This is a genomic window from Lysinibacillus sp. FSL R5-0849, assembly GCF_038595075.1.
Taxonomy (GTDB): domain Bacteria; phylum Bacillota; class Bacilli; order Bacillales_A; family Planococcaceae; genus Lysinibacillus; species Lysinibacillus fusiformis.
In genome coordinates this window covers 4,371,499-4,390,255 of sequence record NZ_CP152004.1, presented here as the reverse complement: position 1 = coordinate 4,390,255, position 18,757 = coordinate 4,371,499, and the positions used below count along the sequence as shown (strand labels likewise).

At 37.4% G+C, this 18,757-nt stretch carries 23 protein-coding genes; 15 read left to right on the top strand and 8 right to left on the bottom strand.

Annotated features, from left to right (window positions below):
* Positions 1-74 precede the first annotated feature (74 nt).
* On the bottom strand, positions 75-953 hold the full coding sequence (locus tag MKY80_RS21750; protein WP_008175380.1) for a LysR family transcriptional regulator: 879 nt from the start codon (positions 951-953) through the stop codon (positions 75-77).
* A gap of 156 nt (positions 954-1,109) precedes the next feature.
* Here MKY80_RS21750 and MKY80_RS21745 point away from each other — a divergent pair, with 156 nt between their 5' ends.
* The 9 genes from MKY80_RS21745 to MKY80_RS21705 all read left to right on the top strand — a co-directional run bounded on the left by MKY80_RS21745 (position 1,110) and on the right by MKY80_RS21705 (position 8,567).
* A complete protein-coding gene (locus MKY80_RS21745; RefSeq protein WP_089985848.1) occupies positions 1,110-1,529 on the top strand; it encodes an MFS transporter in 420 nt (139 codons plus the stop codon).
* Complete coding sequence (locus tag MKY80_RS21740; protein WP_342531195.1) at positions 1,516-2,238, top strand: ankyrin repeat domain-containing protein; 723 nt, start codon at positions 1,516-1,518, stop codon at positions 2,236-2,238. The genes MKY80_RS21745 and MKY80_RS21740 overlap by 14 nt, the downstream gene beginning before the upstream one ends.
* 247 nt (positions 2,239-2,485) lie before the next feature.
* Positions 2,486-3,154, top strand: a complete 669-nt coding sequence (locus MKY80_RS21735; protein ID WP_089985846.1) for a response regulator transcription factor — start codon at positions 2,486-2,488, stop codon at positions 3,152-3,154.
* Entirely contained in the window at positions 3,151-4,533 is a 1,383-nt protein-coding gene (locus MKY80_RS21730; RefSeq protein ID WP_342531192.1) for a HAMP domain-containing sensor histidine kinase, read from the top strand. Before MKY80_RS21735 ends, MKY80_RS21730 begins: the two co-directional genes overlap by 4 nt.
* A 109-nt stretch (positions 4,534-4,642) precedes the next feature.
* Positions 4,643-5,554, top strand: coding sequence for an ABC transporter ATP-binding protein (locus MKY80_RS21725; RefSeq protein WP_008175369.1), 912 nt, complete (start codon positions 4,643-4,645; stop codon positions 5,552-5,554).
* A complete protein-coding gene (locus MKY80_RS21720) occupies positions 5,551-6,261 on the top strand; it encodes an ABC transporter permease (protein WP_107922327.1) in 711 nt (236 codons plus the stop codon). The genes MKY80_RS21725 and MKY80_RS21720 overlap by 4 nt, the downstream gene beginning before the upstream one ends.
* Positions 6,262-6,999, top strand: coding sequence for an ABC transporter permease (locus MKY80_RS21715; RefSeq protein ID WP_342531189.1), 738 nt, complete (start codon positions 6,262-6,264; stop codon positions 6,997-6,999).
* A gap of 18 nt (positions 7,000-7,017) precedes the next feature.
* The gene (locus tag MKY80_RS21710) at positions 7,018-8,277 is read left to right on the top strand and encodes an erythromycin esterase family protein (RefSeq protein ID WP_008175364.1); all 1,260 of its coding nucleotides are present in this window, start codon (positions 7,018-7,020) and stop codon (positions 8,275-8,277) included.
* A 131-nt stretch (positions 8,278-8,408) separates the two neighbouring features.
* On the top strand, positions 8,409-8,567 hold the full coding sequence (locus MKY80_RS21705) for a DUF1540 domain-containing protein (protein WP_004231699.1): 159 nt from the start codon (positions 8,409-8,411) through the stop codon (positions 8,565-8,567).
* Positions 8,568-8,617: 50 nt separating this feature from the next.
* Here MKY80_RS21705 and MKY80_RS21700 read toward each other — a convergent pair whose 3' ends face one another.
* Positions 8,618-8,860: a group-specific protein gene (locus MKY80_RS21700; protein WP_342531186.1), complete on the bottom strand. Its 243-nt coding sequence runs from the start codon at positions 8,858-8,860 to the stop codon at positions 8,618-8,620.
* Positions 8,861-8,931: 71 nt separating this feature from the next.
* The gene (locus MKY80_RS21695) at positions 8,932-10,272 is read right to left on the bottom strand and encodes a PLP-dependent aminotransferase family protein (protein ID WP_342531184.1); all 1,341 of its coding nucleotides are present in this window, start codon (positions 10,270-10,272) and stop codon (positions 8,932-8,934) included.
* A gap of 118 nt (positions 10,273-10,390) precedes the next feature.
* Here MKY80_RS21695 and MKY80_RS21690 point away from each other — a divergent pair, with 118 nt between their 5' ends.
* Entirely contained in the window at positions 10,391-11,314 is a 924-nt protein-coding gene (locus tag MKY80_RS21690) for a DMT family transporter (protein ID WP_089985841.1), read from the top strand.
* Between the two features lie 93 nt (positions 11,315-11,407).
* Here MKY80_RS21690 and MKY80_RS21685 read toward each other — a convergent pair whose 3' ends face one another.
* The 4 genes from MKY80_RS21685 to MKY80_RS21670 all read right to left on the bottom strand — a co-directional run bounded on the left by MKY80_RS21685 (position 11,408) and on the right by MKY80_RS21670 (position 13,432).
* Positions 11,408-12,052: an SIMPL domain-containing protein gene (locus tag MKY80_RS21685; RefSeq protein WP_008175347.1), complete on the bottom strand. Its 645-nt coding sequence runs from the start codon at positions 12,050-12,052 to the stop codon at positions 11,408-11,410.
* A 53-nt stretch (positions 12,053-12,105) separates the two neighbouring features.
* A complete protein-coding gene (locus MKY80_RS21680; protein ID WP_043989941.1) occupies positions 12,106-12,732 on the bottom strand; it encodes a DUF2238 domain-containing protein in 627 nt (208 codons plus the stop codon).
* A gap of 124 nt (positions 12,733-12,856) precedes the next feature.
* Positions 12,857-13,159: a DUF1805 domain-containing protein gene (locus tag MKY80_RS21675; protein WP_008175342.1), complete on the bottom strand. Its 303-nt coding sequence runs from the start codon at positions 13,157-13,159 to the stop codon at positions 12,857-12,859.
* Positions 13,160-13,309: 150 nt separating this feature from the next.
* Positions 13,310-13,432: a hypothetical protein gene (locus MKY80_RS21670; protein ID WP_255250388.1), complete on the bottom strand. Its 123-nt coding sequence runs from the start codon at positions 13,430-13,432 to the stop codon at positions 13,310-13,312.
* Positions 13,433-13,691: 259 nt separating this feature from the next.
* On the opposite strand from MKY80_RS21670, the gene MKY80_RS21665 reads away from it, so the two are divergent.
* Positions 13,692-14,429: a polysaccharide deacetylase family protein gene (locus MKY80_RS21665; protein ID WP_239355124.1), complete on the top strand. Its 738-nt coding sequence runs from the start codon at positions 13,692-13,694 to the stop codon at positions 14,427-14,429.
* Between the two features lie 58 nt (positions 14,430-14,487).
* On the opposite strand, the gene MKY80_RS21660 is transcribed toward MKY80_RS21665, so the two are convergent.
* Positions 14,488-14,739, bottom strand: a complete 252-nt coding sequence (locus MKY80_RS21660) for a hypothetical protein (RefSeq protein WP_008175336.1) — start codon at positions 14,737-14,739, stop codon at positions 14,488-14,490.
* 105 nt (positions 14,740-14,844) lie between these two features.
* On the opposite strand from MKY80_RS21660, the gene MKY80_RS21655 reads away from it, so the two are divergent.
* The 4 genes from MKY80_RS21655 (at position 14,845) to abc-f (ending at position 18,729) form a co-directional block, all read left to right on the top strand.
* Positions 14,845-15,639, top strand: a complete 795-nt coding sequence (locus MKY80_RS21655; RefSeq protein WP_090002086.1) for a DUF2268 domain-containing putative Zn-dependent protease — start codon at positions 14,845-14,847, stop codon at positions 15,637-15,639.
* Between the two features lie 20 nt (positions 15,640-15,659).
* Complete coding sequence (locus tag MKY80_RS21650) at positions 15,660-16,172, top strand: DNA-deoxyinosine glycosylase (RefSeq protein ID WP_090002084.1); 513 nt, start codon at positions 15,660-15,662, stop codon at positions 16,170-16,172.
* A gap of 204 nt (positions 16,173-16,376) precedes the next feature.
* Complete coding sequence (locus MKY80_RS21645; protein ID WP_090002083.1) at positions 16,377-16,739, top strand: hypothetical protein; 363 nt, start codon at positions 16,377-16,379, stop codon at positions 16,737-16,739.
* 361 nt (positions 16,740-17,100) lie between these two features.
* Positions 17,101-18,729 (top strand): ABC-F type ribosomal protection protein, encoded by a 1,629-nt coding sequence (gene abc-f, locus MKY80_RS21640; protein ID WP_342533091.1) that lies wholly within the window; start codon positions 17,101-17,103, stop codon positions 18,727-18,729.
* Positions 18,730-18,757 lie beyond the last annotated feature (28 nt).

Below are 18,757 nucleotides of genomic sequence, written 5' to 3'. Positions count from 1 at the left end.
TTTTTAAGAGTTTGTCTACAGCTTGAAAATAGCAAGTGTACTACTTTTTGTTATTGAGCGATATAGTGATACATTTAACAGTAATTTCTTCTCATTAAATCCACAAAGTTTTGCGCGGCTTTTGATAGGTAATGATTTTTCAGCCATACGAGTCCTACAGAGGTGGATAATTCTTCTGACGGTATTTTGTATGCATGAAGTGGTAAATCACCATATTGCTTTAGAATAGTTTCAGGTACGATAGAGGAGCTAAATCCCGTAGCAATTAAATTCATTAAAAGTGCGGTATCTGAACATTCACCCACGATATGGGATTGTAATTGGAAGCGTGAAAAGGCTTCTAATATTGAATAGTGAACGCCTAACCCTTCAGTACTTGGTAAAAGGAGTGGCCAATTTTGAATTTCTGCCAGTGTCACGTCATGTTCTAGTCGATCATTTTTGTCGGATTGAATAAAGTAAAATGGCTCTGTATACATATGAAGAACAGAGAAATCATCTAATTCTAAAGGTAATCGAATGATAGCCAATTCTACTATACGGTCTCTAACAAGCTTACATAGATAAGAGGATTCATTTTGCTGGATCTTATAAGTTACCTTAGGATAGTGTTGTTGAAATTGATGTAATAATGAAGGGAGCTCAACTACTGAAAACGTATTAATGCCTAATGTTAATCGTCCATGAATGCCCAATCCTACATCTTTAACTTCCGCATCAGCTTCCTCCATTAATTGAGCTACCTGTAGTGCGTATTTATATAAGGTTTTTCCAGCCTCAGTGACTTTGAAATATTTTCCACTTCTCTCCACTAGTTTTGAGCCTAGTTCTTCCTCCATCGCTTTTAAATGCTGGCTTAATGGAGGCTGAGAAATATGTAGCCTTTCGGCCGCAGCAGAAATCTTTTTTTCCTCTACAATCGCAATGAAATATCGTAGTTGTCGAATATCCAATTAAAAGTACACCTCCTTATTATTCGGAAAACCTAAGTAAAACATATTTTTTTAATATTTTTCATATAGTTAGTGCCATGTTAGCATATTTGTATAAAAGAAAAAAGGAGATATGTCTCCATTTTCTCGCACATATGTGTGAAAGGGACAACTACTATGCCAACTAAAACCGTATTTCCACTTCTATTAGTTTATATGTTTCTCGCTATGCTTGGTGCAGGTCTTGTCATACCGATTCTCCCACAGCTGCTGATTGAGTTCGGTGCAAGTGGTAAAGCAGCAGGATATTTAGTATCTGCTTTCGGATTAACACAATTTTTATTTTCACCTATAGCTGGGAGGTTTTCTGATAAGTATGGCCGAAAGCCAATGATCATTGGTGGTCTAATTTTGTTTGCGTTATCCAATTTAGTTGGAGCTTTAGCAAGTAATTTCACCGTTTTTCATATTTCACGTTTTATTGGGGGGATTGGATCAGCAGCATTGGCTCCTTCTATAATGGCTTACATCGTAGATATTACCACCGAAAACGGTGAAGGTTTTACTAGCTCATGGTGCGGATATGAGTATGGCTGATTTAGATGGTGTGACGCCATTGCAGCATGCCCAGGAAAAGGGATTTAAAGAAATCGCCAATATCCTTGCTTATGAAAGCTTTAATAAATTAACTGAGTCGGATAAAACCCAACTAAAAAAGGATTTCTTTCAAGCTGCAACTCAGGGGGAAGCTACACAAGTTACGGACATTTTAAATAAAGGAATCGATAGTAATGTTGCTGATGAGCAGGGAAGAACGGCTGCTATGATTGCAACCTATGGAAATTTCCCCGATGTTGTAAAAGTTTTGATTGAGCATGGTGCTGACATTAATAGAAGAGATCACATGGAAAATAACCCTTTCCTTTATGCAGGCGCCGAAGGTTACTTAAAAATTTTGAGGCTAACGATTGAGGCAGGAGCAGACCCTACCATCTTCAATAGATTTGGAGGGACTGCATTAATTCCAGCAGCAGAGCATGGTTATGTAGAGAATGTTCAAGAAATTCTTGAGCATACAAATGTCGATGTAAACCATATGAATAAACCAGGCTGGACGGCATTGTTAGAAGCAATCGTCTATGGGGATGGTGGCCCAAAATATCAGGAAACTATTCATGTATTGATTGAACATGGAGTGGATGTTCATTTGACAGATGCAAAGGGAATCTCTCCCCTTCAGCATGCACAATCTCTAGGATTTCAGGAAATTAGCAACCTTCTTATTCAAGCAGGGGCAAAACTATAAATAGGTTTACGGAGTGGAATGTTCGATTCGAGCTACAACATTCTGTAAACAGAAAACGCAACTTTTTCAAGCAATAAAAAGTTGTGTTTTTTCACGCCCTCATAAAAGAATAAGAAGAAAATAAGTAGAGGATTACCATATAATGACCATGTATGGAATTTATCTTGTACTTCATTTTAAGATAAATGTATAATGCAAAATATGGTATTTTAGTATATCTTTCAAATAGACAAAGGAGGGTGAAACATTGATTCGTATATTATACATAGAGGATGAAAAGGAAATAGGACATTGGGTTAGTAAAGAGTTAACTGAAAGGGGCTATGAAGTAACATGGCTAGAGTCTGGAGATGGTATTGAGCAACATATTGCCTTAAATGATATTGCCATACTGGATGTGATGTTACCTGGGTTAGACGGATTTTCCATCGGTAAAAGAATTAAACGGGAAAATAAAGAACTGCCGATTTTAATGCTATCGGCGAGAACGGCAGTCGAAGATAAAATAGAAGGCTTGAATTTCGCAGATGATTATTTAACAAAGCCTTTCCATCCAGATGAATTAGTAGCAAGGCTTGAAGTATTACTGAGAAGATACCAAAAAAATGATGATGTGCTAGAACTACAGCATCTTAAAATGTATACAAAAGATATGAGAATTATTAATACATTGACTGAAGAAGAAATTCTCTTGACGGGTAAACAGTTTTATCTTTTACAGTATTTTATTCGCCACCTCAATCAAATTTTAACGAAAGAGCAACTCTATGAGGGCGTTTGGGGTGAAAGCTATATCGAAGGTGATAAAACATTGATGGTACATATTCGATATTTAAGAGAAAAGATAGAAATAAATCCCGCAAAGCCAATGATTATCGAAACGATTCGAGGGATTGGGTATAGGGTGAAACTATGAAATTCTTCCGATCGCTACTAGCTAAATATATGTTGATCATTATATTAGCCTTATCGATTGTTCAAATTTCTTATATGGGGACAGCTATGTTTGTATTAGGAATTACGAAGACAGGGGTAGGCGAGTTTTCTAGTGAGGTCCTTTTGGAAAGTGAAATTGAGGAGCAATGGCACGCTCAGTCTAAAAATATAAACAATGTATCAAATGATGCCATTACCCAACTTTTTCAAAAGTGGCAAGAGCAATTACCCACGGCTTCTATGTTCTGGGTAAGTGAATACGGGACATTATTGACTACGGTAAATGTGCAGGAGGAGCTTCCAGCAAAGTGGACACCTGCATTTACTACTAAATTTATAAAACAGCGATATGGAGGAGACCCATTTACAGTTATTGCTTTCTTAGGTGATGATGTATCTAATGGCTTTATTGTGTTAGAAGTTCCAAGGAACGTATTTAATCCACCACTTATCAATATTTATGAAAACTACGGTAACCTCTTATTTTTTGGTGTGATTGCGATTATTCTATTTTTCATTGTCGTATCATTGTTATTTTTCAAAGGAATCCGAAAGAGACTTTTACATCTTCAAGATGCCATGGAAATACGGGATGTAGATGGTTTACCTATTGAAATCCATGTGAAAAAAAAGGACGAAATTGGGCAACTGGAGCATAGTTTCAACAGAATGGTTTGTGAGCTGAGAGATAGCAAACAGCGTCAGCAAAAAGAAGAGCAACTAAGAAGAGAGCTAATTGCGAATCTTTCACATGATTTGCGGACACCTTTAACAAAGGTAAGAGCTCAATCTTACTCCATTAGCAAAGAAACATTGTCAGAGGAAGGTAAGCAGGCGTTACGGGCGATGGAAACATCTATCGTGAATATTGATGCTTTAATTGAAAATCTAATGTCCTACACATTGCTCATGGCAAGTAAATATAAATTTGAACCGAAAGAAATCAATGCTATTCGTTTTGTTCGAGAGCACCTGACGACATGGTACCCAGTTTTTGAGCGTGAGGGATTTACCATAGATATTGAGCTACAAGCATTTGAACATCATGAATGGTGTGTAGACCCCATCTGGTTAGGGCGTATATTAGATAATCTCTTCCAAAATGTACTGCGACACGCCAATAGCGGGAAATATATAGGTGTGAAAACAGAGTCGACAGCGAGTTATACGGCATTTATTATTGAGGATCATGGAAATGGTATGAAAAATGAATCGAATGCAAAAGGTGCAGGGATTGGCCTATCCATTGTAGATGTTATGGTAAAGGGCATGCATTTAGAGTGGGATATTTGTTCAGATCCATCGGGTACAAAAATTATAATAAAACATGCAAATCCATCTGCGAAGCTTGATCAGTAAAAGCTCGCAGATTTTTTTATGGAAAAAATGCATTTTTAAACAAAATTTAAACTTAGCCCTTACCTGTTTTTAAACTTCCATTCTTATGATAGTTAATGAGGTGAGGATATTGGAATATATCGTACAAACACAAAATTTATCAAAATACTTTGGAAAAGAACAAGCTGTATCAAATATAAATTTGCAAATACGCAAAGGTGAAATTTACGGATTTTTAGGACCTAATGGAGCGGGGAAAACAACAACGATTCGCATGCTTCTTGGTCTAATGAAACCATCCTCAGGGACAATTAAAATTTTTCAAAAGGACATTGCGAAGGACCGTACACAAATTTTAGCGAACGTAGGCTCATTAGTTGAAAATCCATCTTATTATCCACATTTGACAGCCTATGAGAACTTGGAGGCACTACGAAAAATACTAGGTGTGCCAAAAACTAGAATCGATGAAGTTCTGCAAATTGTCCGTTTGAAGGAAGTTGCTAACAAGAAAGTAAAGGGCTTTTCACTAGGAATGAAACAACGTCTTGGGATTGCGGCTGCTTTATTGCACAACCCAGAGTTACTCATTTTAGATGAGCCAACGAATGGTCTCGATCCTTCAGGTATTATTGAAATTCGCAATTTAATTAAAAGACTACCGAAGGAATACGGCATGACCATTATTATTTCCAGCCATTTATTATCAGAAATCGATCAAATGGCTACACAGGTAGGCATTGTTTCTAAGGGAACATTGATTTTTCAAGATTCCATTGAGGAAATGCGTAAATTTGCACAACCAAAGGTTATATTTAAAGTTAGCAATAGCGAAAAAGGATGGCGTTCTCTTTTAGCAAATGGCATTAAGGCAGACTATCAGGATGGTGTCATTTTCTTAGAGGAATGCTCTGACGAAAAAGTAGCCCATATTGTTCAGGTACTTGTTCAGGAGGGCATTTCGGTATTTCGAGTAGAGGAAGAGAAACGCTCATTGGAGGATATTTTCCTGCAAATGACGGCGGGAGAGCTAGTGCTATGATGGGTAAATTATTAACTGCTGATTTTTTTAAAATTAAACGCAAAGGTTTATGGTTTTTAACACTTTTAGGTCCCGTTGGTGTAGTTGCTCTGCAAATGGTCAATTACGGTGTGAGGAAAGACTATCTTTTACAGCAGAGCGAGGATGATTGGGGTTATTTTTTACAAAACATTCATTCCTTTACACCGCTAGCCATTGTACTAGGTATTGCTATCCTAACATCATTCATGGCGAGTATTGAAAACGAGACAAATGCGTGGAAACAGCTCATCGCCTTACCTGTTTCTAAATTATCCGTCTATTTATCTAAATTTACAGTATTGGCGATTCTGTTATTTTTGTCTTCAACACTGTTGATGCTTTTCACACTGAGTTACGGACTATTTTTAAGCTTAGGTGAACCGATACCTTACTTAGAGCTCGCCAAGTATAGTTACTTCCCAGCTCTAGCAGCATTGCCAATTCTAGCTCTCCAGCTGTGGATTGCAAGTGTTTGCCGTAATCAAGGGATTCCTATTACTGTAGGTATTTTCGGAGTGATTTTTGCCTATTCTTCCTATGTTTTACCAGATTGGATGATATGGAAATGGCCGTCGTTGATGAATCAATGGGATGAGCCGATCATCAATGTCATGTTAGGAGTAGGAATAGGTATTTTCCTCTATATGGTTGGCATGATTGATTTTGCAAGAAGGGACGTGAAGTAAATGACGGCTATACTGCGAGCTGAATGGTTTAAGTTACGTAAATCAAAGATGGTACCAATCATTTTAGCAGGACCCATTATTGGCCTATTTATCGGATTATCAGCCAATTTAGAGGATAATATGTCAGGAGTACCAATCAATGAATGGTATATTGCTTTGTTCTCCATGAATTTAACATATGCTTTATTATTTTTACCACTTATTACGGGGGTCTTTGCTAGTCTCATCTGTAGGTATGAACATCAATCTGGTGGCTGGAAGCAGCTATTAGCATTACCTGTAACGAGGGGGAAAGTATTTGTCGCTAAATATGTGTTAATTGTACTGCTTGTTATGGCGATGCAGATATTGTATTTATGTTCAGTTTTTACAGTTGGGATGATCAAGGGCTATACGGATCCTTTTCCAATGGAGATTGTGTGGAAAAGTATTGTGGGAGGATGGGTAGCGACATTGCCTTTAGTAGCCCTTCAATTATGGATGTCGATTATGTTTAAAAGTTTTGCCGCTCCTTTTGCAGTCAATGTGATATTTACATTACCCTCTATTTTTGCTATTAATTCTGAACGTATTGGACCTTACTATCCTTGGGCACAGCCCTTTTCGATGATGTATATTGGTGGCAGCACAGACGATGTATTTTTTGTACCATGGGAGCAATTGTTAACAGTTGTCGGTGGTGGCTTCATCCTATTTTTCCTTGGTGGGTATTACTACTTCCAACGAAAAGCCATTTAACCTTAAGGGAGAATTGACATGAAAATGAAACGAAGTTTGAGAATATTAACTACATGTATACTACTAGCAGTTTTAGCTGGCTGTGGACAGGGGGCGGCTGTCAAAGATATCTCACAATATAGTAGTGAAATAAAAGATATTACTATACCTGATGATGTAAAAATTATTGGATTTGGAGAGGCAACACACGGAAATGTGGAATTCCAAGCCTTAAAAAAGGATCTATTTGAAGCAATGATGAAGAATGAAAATGTTCGAGTCTTTGTTTTAGAGGGGGATTTTGGAGGAGCCCAACAAATAAATCAATTTATTGTCAATAGTGTTGGCACGGCGCAAGATGCTATTAAAGCACTGGATTACGGCATTTATCAAACTGAACAAATGGTGGACTTTGTCCAATGGATGCATGACTATAACTTAACAGCCAAGGAGGAAGATAAAATTTATTTTTATGGTAATGATATGCAACGATATGATGATAGCAAAAAGGGCTTACTTGATTATTATGCGGATGTCGATGCAGAAACGGCTAAGCAGTATACGGCTCAGCTAGAACATGTGTCCAACAAAACAATGAGAGATTTATCGAATAGCCAGTTAGTAGAGCTTGATAAAACAATCGATGCCATCATCAAAGATTTACAATCAAACAAGGAAGCCTATGAGAAAAAGTCATCAAAGGATGCCTTCTCTTTTGCGGCGCAATATGCACAAATTTTAAAGCAACGTACGCAATTGTTTTTAAACGATGGTAATTACATGAATTTACGTGATGAATACTTAGCTAAAAATTTACAATGGATTGTTGATCTCGAAGCGACGAAGGGCCATGATAAAGTATTGATGTCTGGTCATAATGGCCATATAGATAAAACGTCTGCTACAATGGCAGGTTATAAGTCGATGGGACAATATTTAAATGAGCACTATAAAGATCAATACTTTGCCATTGGCACGGATTTTGTGACAAATACATTCCAAGCACCGAATGGGTCTGGTGAACGTAAGGAGTATACGATAGAACATCATAACGCTCTAGTGGATGCTTTTAGTGATATCCATGACAACATCTTTTATGTGGATTTTGAAAATGCTAGTCAATCAGAAGAGCTATCAAATATCCTTACAAAGGAGCAAAGAATGGGCAATATAGGCGATGATTTTCGTCCTTGGTATAAGCTTACAAAAATGCTTTATACCATTAAAATGACACCTGCAGATGCATATGACGGTCTGATAATTGTACAGGAAGCAACGCCAACAAAAGTAACGGATTAGTCAAATATAGTAATTTGGCATGGAGTATAGAGGATACGCGGCACTCATGTGTGAACCGAGGGCTGACTTTACTTACTAACGTATTGTTTACCTCTAATTTGTTAAAGCTAACAAAGAGGAGGTGTGAAACGATGGCACAAGAAATTCTATGTGAAGTCAATAACTGCACATTTTGGGATTCTGGAAACAAATGCACAGCAGAAAAAATTTATGTTGTCAGCCAGAAGGGACAACATGCTTCCAACAGTGAGGAAACTGACTGTAAAACATTCGAACCTGAAACGCATTAATGAAAAAAAGGGGTAGCCACTTATATGGTTACCCTTTTTCCCTGTCTTTATTAATAAGCATCGACCTTTTCTTTATTAAATAAAAGTTCATGTGCAGTTTTTACTTTTTCCTCTACATAATCCAATGAGAACTTACCCACCGAATCTGTTAAATCTCCAATTGCCCGCGACAAGTTATCAATGATCGGGATTAATTTATGCATTTCCGTGCGGTCTTTTTCTTTGTGCATCTCATCCATAATTTCATATGCAAGACGCTGAATTTTCCTTAGTCGCAATTTCTCAGAGTGCATGGAATCCTCCTTATTGAACCAATTTATGATGTCTAAATATATGAAGAACAAGAAGGTTTCATGAATGACTTTTAATAAAAGTAATTGTTAGGATCGTTAAGAGATAAGGAAATTTCCTTTATACCCATATCAATTTTCGACTCTTCCACATTGGATACATTTAATTTCAATATTCGTTCATGATAAAATTCCTCTAAATAATTGCGGTTAATCGAATCTAAAAGTATATGGCTTTGTTTCAAATGCTGGATCAGTTTATCGGTATTAACCTGTCTTGGTAAAATAATGTGGCTATGCATACAGATTTCCTTAGAAGCCTTATACTTTGCCAAATGGGTTGTTACCGATTGTTGAAGTATGTTAGCTCGTATGGCATAAGACTCGCTGACCTTCTTTTGATAACGTTCAAACATGCCACTTTTTAGGTATAGTTCTAAAGCTGCCTGGGAAATCATCGAGCTATCAATATCAGTGGTATTTTTATATTGCTGAAATGTCTGGATGAAGTTGTCTGGTAAAACGGCTAGCCCAATACGTAAACCAGGAAACATGATTTTAGAAAAACTTTTTAAATAGATGACATACTGCTGTGTATCATCTGTAACAATGGGATCTATTTTCGAATTTTGCTCGAAATCCGCTAAATAATCATCTTCAACAATGTATACTTGATATTGATAGGCAAGTTTACGGATCCTATCTTTTTCCTGCTTGCTATATGAAGTCCCTAGAGGATTGTGCAAGCGAGGCATCGTGTAAAAAAACTTAATGTCGTGATGACAAAAAATGCGCTCTAATTCATCTAGATCAATACCATCTGTTGTTCTTTTAATGCCGATAGCGGGAATTCCATAGGTTTTCAAATAATCCATATACAAATGATAACTAGGCTGCTCTACTAAAATGGTTGAGCGACCATTTGGGAATGGCATAATACTTAGCAAAGACAGAGATTGTTGGACACCAGAGGTGATAAATATATTTTCCTCTTTTGTGAACACTTGATAATTAGTTAATAATTTTTTGGCTTCTTTTATGAGAGATGGTAAGCCTTTCGGTGTCCCGTATCTAAATAGGTCTGCTTGGTATGTATCGATTGCCTTGTTGATGCAATGTTGAAAATCTTGGTACGGGAAAGCATGCCAGCTAGGTGAGGAGGTAGCGAAATCTATATGGTCTTGAACCTGTGGCTGAAAGGGTACTTGATGGTCAACAACATAGTAACCGCTTTTCGGTAATGCATAGATAAGATGCTGCTCCTCAAGTTTTTTTAAAGAAGTTAAAATAGTACTTTTACTGCAGGAGTATTGCTGTGATAACTGGCGGATTGAAGGTAGCTTTGCACCTGATGGAAGAGTGCCTGCCTGTATTTGAGTCATAAGCTGTGAATAAATCCATTCATATTTAAGCATATATAACCTCCAACGCATCTGTATCGGTACAGATGTGTTTTTTTCATATCGTCAAATGGTGCTCTTTTTTATACGATAACCATACCGGCCGGAATTGATGGAGAAGGAGCATTATCGTATGTCCAAAAAAAGAAAAGCCTATATAGCAGCGATTTCGTATGCATTGATCATTGGGCTTTCATTCCTATTTGTGAAAGTTACATTAACAGTGGCGAGCCCTGTGGATACATTAGCTCATCGTTTTACCGTTGCTTTCATCGGCATTGTTATTTTACTAGTATTCACGAAAAATAAGCTAACAATAAAAAAACAGGATCTATTAAAAATTTTACCTTTAGCCATATTGTATCCCATAGCTTTTTTCACGTTTCAAGTGCTTGGACTTGCTAGAATTTCCTCATCAGAGGCGGGAATTATTCAAGCAACGATTCCTATTTTTACATTAGCACTAGCAGGTTTATTGTTAAAGGAAAAAGCAACTCGTGGACAGTTTGTTGCCATTTCTTTTTCTGTACTTGGTGTGATGTATATGCTAATGATGAACGGGGCAAATGCAACTTCTGGAAATGTTATTGGCAGTGGATTTATTTTACTTTCAGCAATTGCGGCATCTATTTATAACGTCTTTGCAAGAAGGCTTACAAAGCAATATTCTTTACTGACATTAACATATGTCATGACATTATGTGGATTTGTCATTTTTAATGGGATAGCTGTTGGAGATCATATGTTGAAGGGCACTATCCATGATTTTTTTCAGCCATTTCTACATGTTGATTTTATTATCGCCATTTTATATTTAGGCCTGTTATCCTCGCTCGGCACGTCTTATTTATCAAATTATGCTCTATCTATATTAGAGGCCTCTAAAATGAGTGTTTTTAGTAATTTGGCTACGCTTATTACTATATTTGCGGGTGTTTTATTTTTACACGAAACCTTCCAGACGTACCATTTAATCGGGGGAGTAATGATCGTTATGGGTGTTATAGGAACAAATTATTTCGGCATGAAGAGGGTAGAAAAAAATGAAGAAATATAGCCTTTTATTATTGATGAGTTGTAATAGAACGGGTATGGAATTCACAGTAAGAAAGCCTTCCGCTGTTGTTTCGCTGAAGGCTCAAGTCATTATTCAATATTGAAAGTTCACACGGACAGAGGCATTTATGTCGATTTGCCCTTGTTCTATAGGTGTCATATCGGAGGAGACTGCCATTGAGCGATATAGAATAGGTGTATTAACTTGTTCTTCTACAATTTCAGTGGGGAGGAGCTGCAAAGGTAAATGCATAGTTTCTGCAATGGTTTTTGCCTTTGCTTGAGCATTATGCAGAGCTAAACTCAATGCTTGCTGATAGTAAGCATCTGCATGGTCAACTTTGAATTGAATGTTGCTGATACGATTTGCCCCGTTTTCTACAGCTGTATCAATGATGAAGCCAACACGTTCAGAATCTGATACATTGACGGTAATGGCATTCGTTACTTCATAACCAGTGAAAATTTGTTGGCCGTCTTCAAAATGATAAAGTGGGGTAATTGTATAGGCGGCTGTTTGAATTTGTTCGTTTGGAATTCCAAGGGCTGTAATGGATTGAATGACTTGTTTCATAGTAACCGCATTCTTCTGCTGTGGCTCTTGTACATTTTGGCCTTGTGTTTGAACCTCTATTTGTAGTTGCATGGAGCTTGGCTTCGCCTTTACCTGCCCATTGCCCGTTACAGTTATAACACGTAGGGGAATGGATGCCTGATGATGGAGCTGAGCATAGTACATACACTACCACCTTTCATAAGATTTTTATTCATCATAGTATGCAAAAAATGGTTTTATTTGTTTAATCTCTTTAAATATTTATCATGGAGCTTTGTCAATAAAAGCAAGGTAATAATGGAACCTAGCAACGCTAAAGACATGTCCCATTGAGCGTCCCAACGATCTCCCTGCATCCCTAAAAAGTCTTTGGCCCCTTTACTGCCCTTCGAGATTCTTGTGCTTAACCATTCAATGATTTCATAAAATGCAGCAATCGCAAGCAAAATACTAATGGAGATACCTGTTAGCCAGGCCCCTTTTGTAAGAGGGGTTTTTCGAATTAAAATTTCTCTTATAACAATGGTCAGCAATCCTTTTAAAAAATGACCAAAGCGATCGTAATTATTACGATGCAAATCAAATTCTTCTTTTATCCAATTAAATAGTGGCACCTCTGAATACGTATAATGCCCACCTATAAATGTTAGAATTGATAATAGGGTAATGATCAAGTATGAAATGGTTGTGAATCGGAATTTAGGATAAATACAAACTACAATAATTATTGCAACAATTCCTGGGCTAACTTCAGCGAGCCAATCTAAGTAGGAGGATGGTTTAATAACAGACCATATAAAAACGATTAAAGCAATAGCAAGGAAAGTTACATGTATTTTAAAATGCTTATTATTATTATTCATGACAACACGCTCCCTTTGTCCCACAGTATGGGGAAGAGAGAGTTTGCTTATTCAACCAGTGTAGGGGTTCAAAAAAAGGAAAAGCGTCTAGTCATTCGTTCTAAAACTGACGCTTTTTTATACCTTAAATCATTTTTAAAAGTGCCTCGACGCCACTCATTCCTTCGGTAATGCCAAGTTGTTCGGCTTCATAAGTTACAGATTCTAACGGAGCCGTTAATAACTCATCAATCGTTTTTACACCAACTGCCCGACCAGCAATAATTTTTCGATCAACTAAGCGACTATTTAACAGACCTACATCTAATGCGCCGCACATAATGTAGCCAGTATTATTGGAAATGGTCAGTAGTGTTGTTTTAGGTAATTGAACAACTACTGCAGTGAAGAAATGCCCCTTAATCATGATAGGTTCAATTGTCACCATTGAAATCACTCCTTTTCTCTATATACATATGGCGATAACTATCAAGGTGTTCGACATTTCTAATAAAAAACTCTTGGTACTAAAGAAAAAGGTCCAATATCAAAATAATAAAAAGGAATCTACTCTTGGCGAATAGATTCCTTTTAGTATTTAATTTGTATAAGATAATAGGGCTGTTTGTTTACATTTATTTAATGCAATGATTGCTTCACTTTTAGAAGTATATTCAAACATCCGATACGTGTGTTCTTCAAATACAGTAATTATCCACATTTATATTATCCCCTTTATTGTGTTACATAACATGTATTGAATTTAATTATTTGTTATATATCAGTGATGATTTCATTTTACATGAATAAAGAAGAAAAGAAAGGAATATGAATGATGTTTCACATTTCGTTCAAATATATAAATTTTTTTGAAATAATTAAAACAGGGAAACAGACGGTCCCTCACAAGTATAATTCACAGTAATTCGCAAATAGTAAGTTGACGGAGTTCTGTGAATGTGGACTTGGGAGGTGATGCTATGACACGTAAATATGTATGGGTTTTAACGGTTTTCGTTTTAATCATCTCGGGATTTTTTGTAGGGTTCAAAGCTCATGCTAATAAAGGACGTCCGTATTATGAGGAGACAGGAAAAGTTGTGTGGGATATTAACACGGAGGATAAAATAGTGGCACTTACCTTTGATGATGGCCCACATCCCAAATACACAGCGGCGGTGCTTGATTTATTAGCCAAATATGATGCCAAAGCTACTTTTTTTATTATTGGAAAAAACGCTGACAAATATCCAGAGCTTGTTTTACGTACTTATACAGAAGGGCATGAATTAGCGAATCATACGTATACACATCCGTTTAAAGTTTCCATCAATAAATTGCAAGAAGAGCTTCGACAGACGAATGACACGATTTATGGTATTACTGGTTTTTCCCCAGTTTTATTCCGTCCTGTTGGTGGAAATTACACAGATGCCATGATAAATGCCGCTGTTAAGGATGGCTACAAGGTCGTGATGTGGTCTTGGCATCAGGATACTCAAGATTGGAAAGAGCCCGGCGTAAAGAAAATTGTACAAAAAGTTATGAAGGGCACAAAACCTGGTGATGTCATATTATTTCATGATGGTGGTGGTAACCGTACACAAACCATTCAAGCATTAGAGAAGATAATACCGGCATTAAAAAAGCAGGGCTACACATTTGTTACAATATCCGAGTTGATTGAAAGTAAACAGCAGCAAGAGCAAGTTCAATAATGAAAAATGAGCCATCTCAACAATGTTTGAAATGGCTCGTTTTTCACATCAATATAATCTAGAAGAAAATAATTGGAGCAAGTGCAATACCTAGAACAGTTCCTAGTGCAATGCCAACGCCAAATCCGCCTCCACCAAATCCCCAAAAGCCAAGACCATAACCACCATATCTTCTATCAGGTAGAATCCATACCTGTCTTCTGTCTACCCTCGTGATTTCCCCAACATGTACTCTACCAGATGTATCCGAAATTCTAACTCGTTTACCGTGATATTTACAACAAATATTGTAAGCATCAGTTGGATTCACAAATATCCCTCCTTTCTACTTCATTACAAGCTAATATATGCTAATTAATGCATTTATCTTTAGCCGATTGTCTATTCATCACATATACTATCAAGAGGTGATGACATGGCAGTTGAGTCTACAGATAAATGGCTTGAGGAGTATGAATTAGCCAGAAAATCTAAGAGCAGTGGTGAGCTATATAGCTTGCAGTGTTCGATTCTATGTGATCGTTTGGTCAAACTATTTCAAGAGGGATATACAGAGGAAATACACTTCGAATTACAGCAGCAGGGTCTTTTTTTACCAGAGGAAGAGATTCATCTAGAGAGACTGAAACAGAGGAATGTGTGGGGCTGTGTGGAGCAGGAGTTTATGTACTTACAGCAGAAGTGGGATGGTCCAACTATACCTATTTATTTATTTCCAATTACCCGACAACAAAATATCACTAACAAAAATGGTGTGGCGTATCCTCATTCGCTTTTTTTATTTGTGGGAGAAGTAGAAAAACAGGAGCTTCAAGCATTACTCGCCCATGAATATAACCATGTTTGCCGTTTACACTATCTTAAAAAGTCTTTAGCTGAAACAACTTTATTGGATTCTCTTATATTAGAGGGGTTAGCAGAATGTGCAGTGAAAGAACTTTACGGAGATAAATGGCTAGCACCATGGTTAACTAACTATACATTCGAGAAGGTTATAAAACTATGGAGATCTCAGTTTTTGCCAAACCTACAACTTCAGGGATTGGAAAAGCATCGACCATTTTTATATGGTGGAGAGCTTCCACCGTGGATAGGCTATTGTATAGGCTATGAAATTGTTCGATCGTATGTGAGGAATCATTCATCCCAGCTTCCTTTATTAATACCAAGCCAAGATATACTTGCCGGATCTGATTTTCCGCTACAATAGAGAAAAGGAGAGTGATTGTTGTGTCTAGTGAAGTAAAAAATGTATTATTACCCGTTGTAGATTCATCCACAAAGGTGCTAATTGTTGGCTCCATGCCGGGAAAACAGTCATTAGAAAAACAGCAGTACTATGGTAATCCACGCAATCACTTTTGGCCCATCATTGGCGAGCTATTACAGATTGAAGTTCCTGACGATTATAGTGAGAGAATGGCTTTATTAAGAAAGAATGCAATCGGTCTTTGGGACACAATTGAAGCATGTGAGAGAAAAGGGAGCCTAGATGCGGCCATTCGTAATGAAAAGCCAAATGATTTTCAAACCCTTTTTGAAAGCTACCCGAACATCGAGTTAGTACTCTTTAATGGGGCGAAGGCATTCGATGTTTTTAAAAAGCATATTGGATTAGAGCTTTTAGCTGGACGAGCCTATAAAAAAATGCCGTCAACGAGTCCAATACCAGGGAAAAATATTAAATCCTTTGACGAAAAAGTAGAGGATTGGCGAATTATGCAGTCATATTTATCTCAATAGTTTGCCGGTCATTCCACCATTGTTTTGTACATAATATGAGCCATACTCTTACGATGAGATGCATAACTATACTTTACTAAGATGTGCTGCCAGAGGTTATAGCATGAGGGAAAATAATCTGTTATTATCTTCACCTAGGTAGGCAATGGCTCAACGGTTAAATGCCCGATTACATATATTGAATTATGTAAAAGGAGGGCTTGTGTGTATAATAATCCATTTAGAGAAGATAATTTTAGAAGACCTGGTTGGGGTGGCAATGATAATTTTGAAACACCGCCATTTGTTCCACCTAATTTTGGTCCGCCTCCAGCAGGACAAATGCCAATGAGTGCACCACCAGGCTTTTCGCCACCAGTGCCTGCACGGCGAGAAGGATCAAGTGGTATTCGCTCCTGTTTATTTAGAAACACCTTTATTTGGTTGAATACAGGTAGGAGCTTTTGGTTTTTCCCAACGGTTATAGGAAGAGAATTCATTGCAGGCTTTCGTTGGAGTAGTCGGTATGGCTGGTATTTCCGTACGATAACGAGAAATCAAATTCGTTCATTTGAATGTTTCAGATAATATCACACACAGAAAGTTTCATTTTCAAAAAAATGGTGTTACAATGACGGTAATAAAAGATGAAGGGACGATGGGTGGCTAATGAATAACTAATCTTATTTTTTTACAGATGAAATTTATATTTCACGAACCATAAAAATAGGATTAGTCTGCCCATTTTCCATATTTAACGCTTGTATTGGTCTTAATAGGCCAATATAACGCTATTCCGCAAGCTTATTTTACTATGTCTAAAATAAGTAATGGAGTAACAAATATAGCTGTTTCAACAGTTAATTTTGTGTATATGTAGAGATGACTAATCCTTCCAAAATACTTGGAGGGATTTTTTTGATTCCTCCAACTGGAGAGGATGGATGTTATGAAGGAACTTTTAAAATTACAGGATATTAGCTATGAAATAAAGGATACATTCTTATTTGAACATGTGACTGCTACCGTAAAGCAAGGTGAGGTAATCGGCATTATTGGTAGAAATGGTGCTGGAAAATCCACATTGCTTCAATTCATACGCGGAATGCTAGTACCCACAGCAGGAGAAATAAAAGGGCTACAAACTGTGAAAATGGCAATTGTAGAGCAGGAACTAGCTCATTTTAATAGGATGGAAATAACGACTAGAGAGGCAGATTTGCTATCTAAATGGAAGGTGCCCAATGTGCCATTTGCAGCATTAAGTGGTGGGGAAAAACTGAAAATGCGCCTGGCAGAAGGTTTTTCGCAGGGTGCTCAAATTCTGATGCTGGATGAACCAACCAATCATTTGGACGAACAGAGTACCACATTTTTGATTAAACAAGTACAAAACTATAAGGGAACGATTATTGTTGTCTCACATGATCGTTACTTTTTAGATAGCGTAGCGACCAAAATCTGGTCGATTGAGGACAAGAGACTTATTGAACATAACGGCAATTATTCAAACTATGTGGCTGAAAGAGAGCATCGAAGATTAACACAACAACGTGCATACGACAAGCAGCAAAAAAATATTGAGCGTATTGAGGCTCAGATGCAGGAACTAACAGCATGGTCTCAAAAGGGTCATGCTCAGTCTACCAAGCTAGAAGGTTTTAAGGAATATCACCGTGTGAAAGCAAAGCGTCTTGATTCCCAGGTGAAATCTAAGAAAAAGCGATTAGAAGCAGAGCTTGAGAAGGCCAAGGTCGAAGCTGTGAAGCCTGAATCAGAAATACGCTTTTCTTTAGGAACCAACCAACGTGTCGGTAAACGGTTTTTAGAGACCAAAAATGTCTCCTTACTCTTCGACGACAGATTGTTGTTTAATGATGTGAACATCACTGCGCAATTTGGAGATAAAATTGCCGTCACGGGAACAAATGGTAGTGGAAAAACAAGTTTTTTAAAAGTCATCTTAGGTCAATTAAAGGCTGAGGGCGAGGTATGGGTATCTCCGGCAGCTAACATTGGTTATTTAACACAGGAAGTTTTTGACCTACCGCTTGATCAGACACCAGAGCAGTATTTTTATCAAGAAACGTTTGAAGAGCGAGGGAAAGTTCGTAATCTCATGAAAAATCTAGGCTTTACTTCTACACATTGGACATCTTCGATTGGGGAGATGAGCATGGGTGAGCGGGTAAAATGTAAACTGATGGCATATATAGTAGCAGACAAGAACGTTCTTATTTTAGATGAGCCAACGAATCACCTTGACCTGCCTTCTCGTGAGCAGTTAGAGCAAACGCTTGCCCAATACAATGGAACATTACTTGTCGTCTCACACGATCGCTACTTTCTGGATAAGGTAACGAATAGTGTCTGGGAGGTTCATGGTCAACAGATAGAGAAAAAATGGAGAAAAGAGGTTAAGCAGGACGAGGATGTAATGACACTTCGTTTAAAGCTAGAAACGGAACGGCAAGAAATATTAGGTAAACTAAGCTTTCTCACAGCTAAGGATAAGGATTACGCCAAGCTGGATGAAAAATTTAATGAACTGACGAAGCGAATTAACGAGCTAAAATAGATAACGTTTAAGTTGGTTTTTACTAGGG

Bases quoted from the DNA above. Each gene is read 5' to 3' on its own strand.
- MKY80_RS21745 (WP_089985848.1), top strand. From the start codon at position 1,110: ATGCCAACTAAAACCGTATTTCCACTTCTATTAGTTTATATGTTTCTC.
- MKY80_RS21740 (WP_342531195.1), top strand. From the start codon at position 1,516: ATGAGTATGGCTGATTTAGATGGTGTGACGCCATTGCAGCATGCCCAG.
- MKY80_RS21730 (WP_342531192.1), top strand. From the start codon at position 3,151: ATGAAATTCTTCCGATCGCTACTAGCTAAATATATGTTGATCATTATA.
- MKY80_RS21720 (WP_107922327.1), top strand. From the start codon at position 5,551: ATGATGGGTAAATTATTAACTGCTGATTTTTTTAAAATTAAACGCAAA.
- MKY80_RS21715 (WP_342531189.1), top strand. From the start codon at position 6,262: ATGACGGCTATACTGCGAGCTGAATGGTTTAAGTTACGTAAATCAAAG.
- MKY80_RS21710 (WP_008175364.1), top strand. From the start codon at position 7,018: ATGAAAATGAAACGAAGTTTGAGAATATTAACTACATGTATACTACTA.
- MKY80_RS21705 (WP_004231699.1), top strand. From the start codon at position 8,409: ATGGCACAAGAAATTCTATGTGAAGTCAATAACTGCACATTTTGGGAT.
- MKY80_RS21700 (WP_342531186.1), bottom strand. From the start codon at position 8,860: ATGCACTCTGAGAAATTGCGACTAAGGAAAATTCAGCGTCTTGCATAT.
- MKY80_RS21695 (WP_342531184.1), bottom strand. From the start codon at position 10,272: ATGCTTAAATATGAATGGATTTATTCACAGCTTATGACTCAAATACAG.
- MKY80_RS21690 (WP_089985841.1), top strand. From the start codon at position 10,391: ATGTCCAAAAAAAGAAAAGCCTATATAGCAGCGATTTCGTATGCATTG.
- MKY80_RS21685 (WP_008175347.1), bottom strand. From the start codon at position 12,052: ATGTACTATGCTCAGCTCCATCATCAGGCATCCATTCCCCTACGTGTT.
- MKY80_RS21680 (WP_043989941.1), bottom strand. From the start codon at position 12,732: ATGAATAATAATAATAAGCATTTTAAAATACATGTAACTTTCCTTGCT.
- MKY80_RS21675 (WP_008175342.1), bottom strand. From the start codon at position 13,159: ATGGTGACAATTGAACCTATCATGATTAAGGGGCATTTCTTCACTGCA.
- MKY80_RS21670 (WP_255250388.1), bottom strand. From the start codon at position 13,432: ATGTGGATAATTACTGTATTTGAAGAACACACGTATCGGATGTTTGAA.
- MKY80_RS21665 (WP_239355124.1), top strand. From the start codon at position 13,692: ATGACACGTAAATATGTATGGGTTTTAACGGTTTTCGTTTTAATCATC.
- MKY80_RS21655 (WP_090002086.1), top strand. From the start codon at position 14,845: ATGGCAGTTGAGTCTACAGATAAATGGCTTGAGGAGTATGAATTAGCC.
- abc-f (WP_342533091.1), top strand. From the start codon at position 17,101: ATGAAGGAACTTTTAAAATTACAGGATATTAGCTATGAAATAAAGGAT.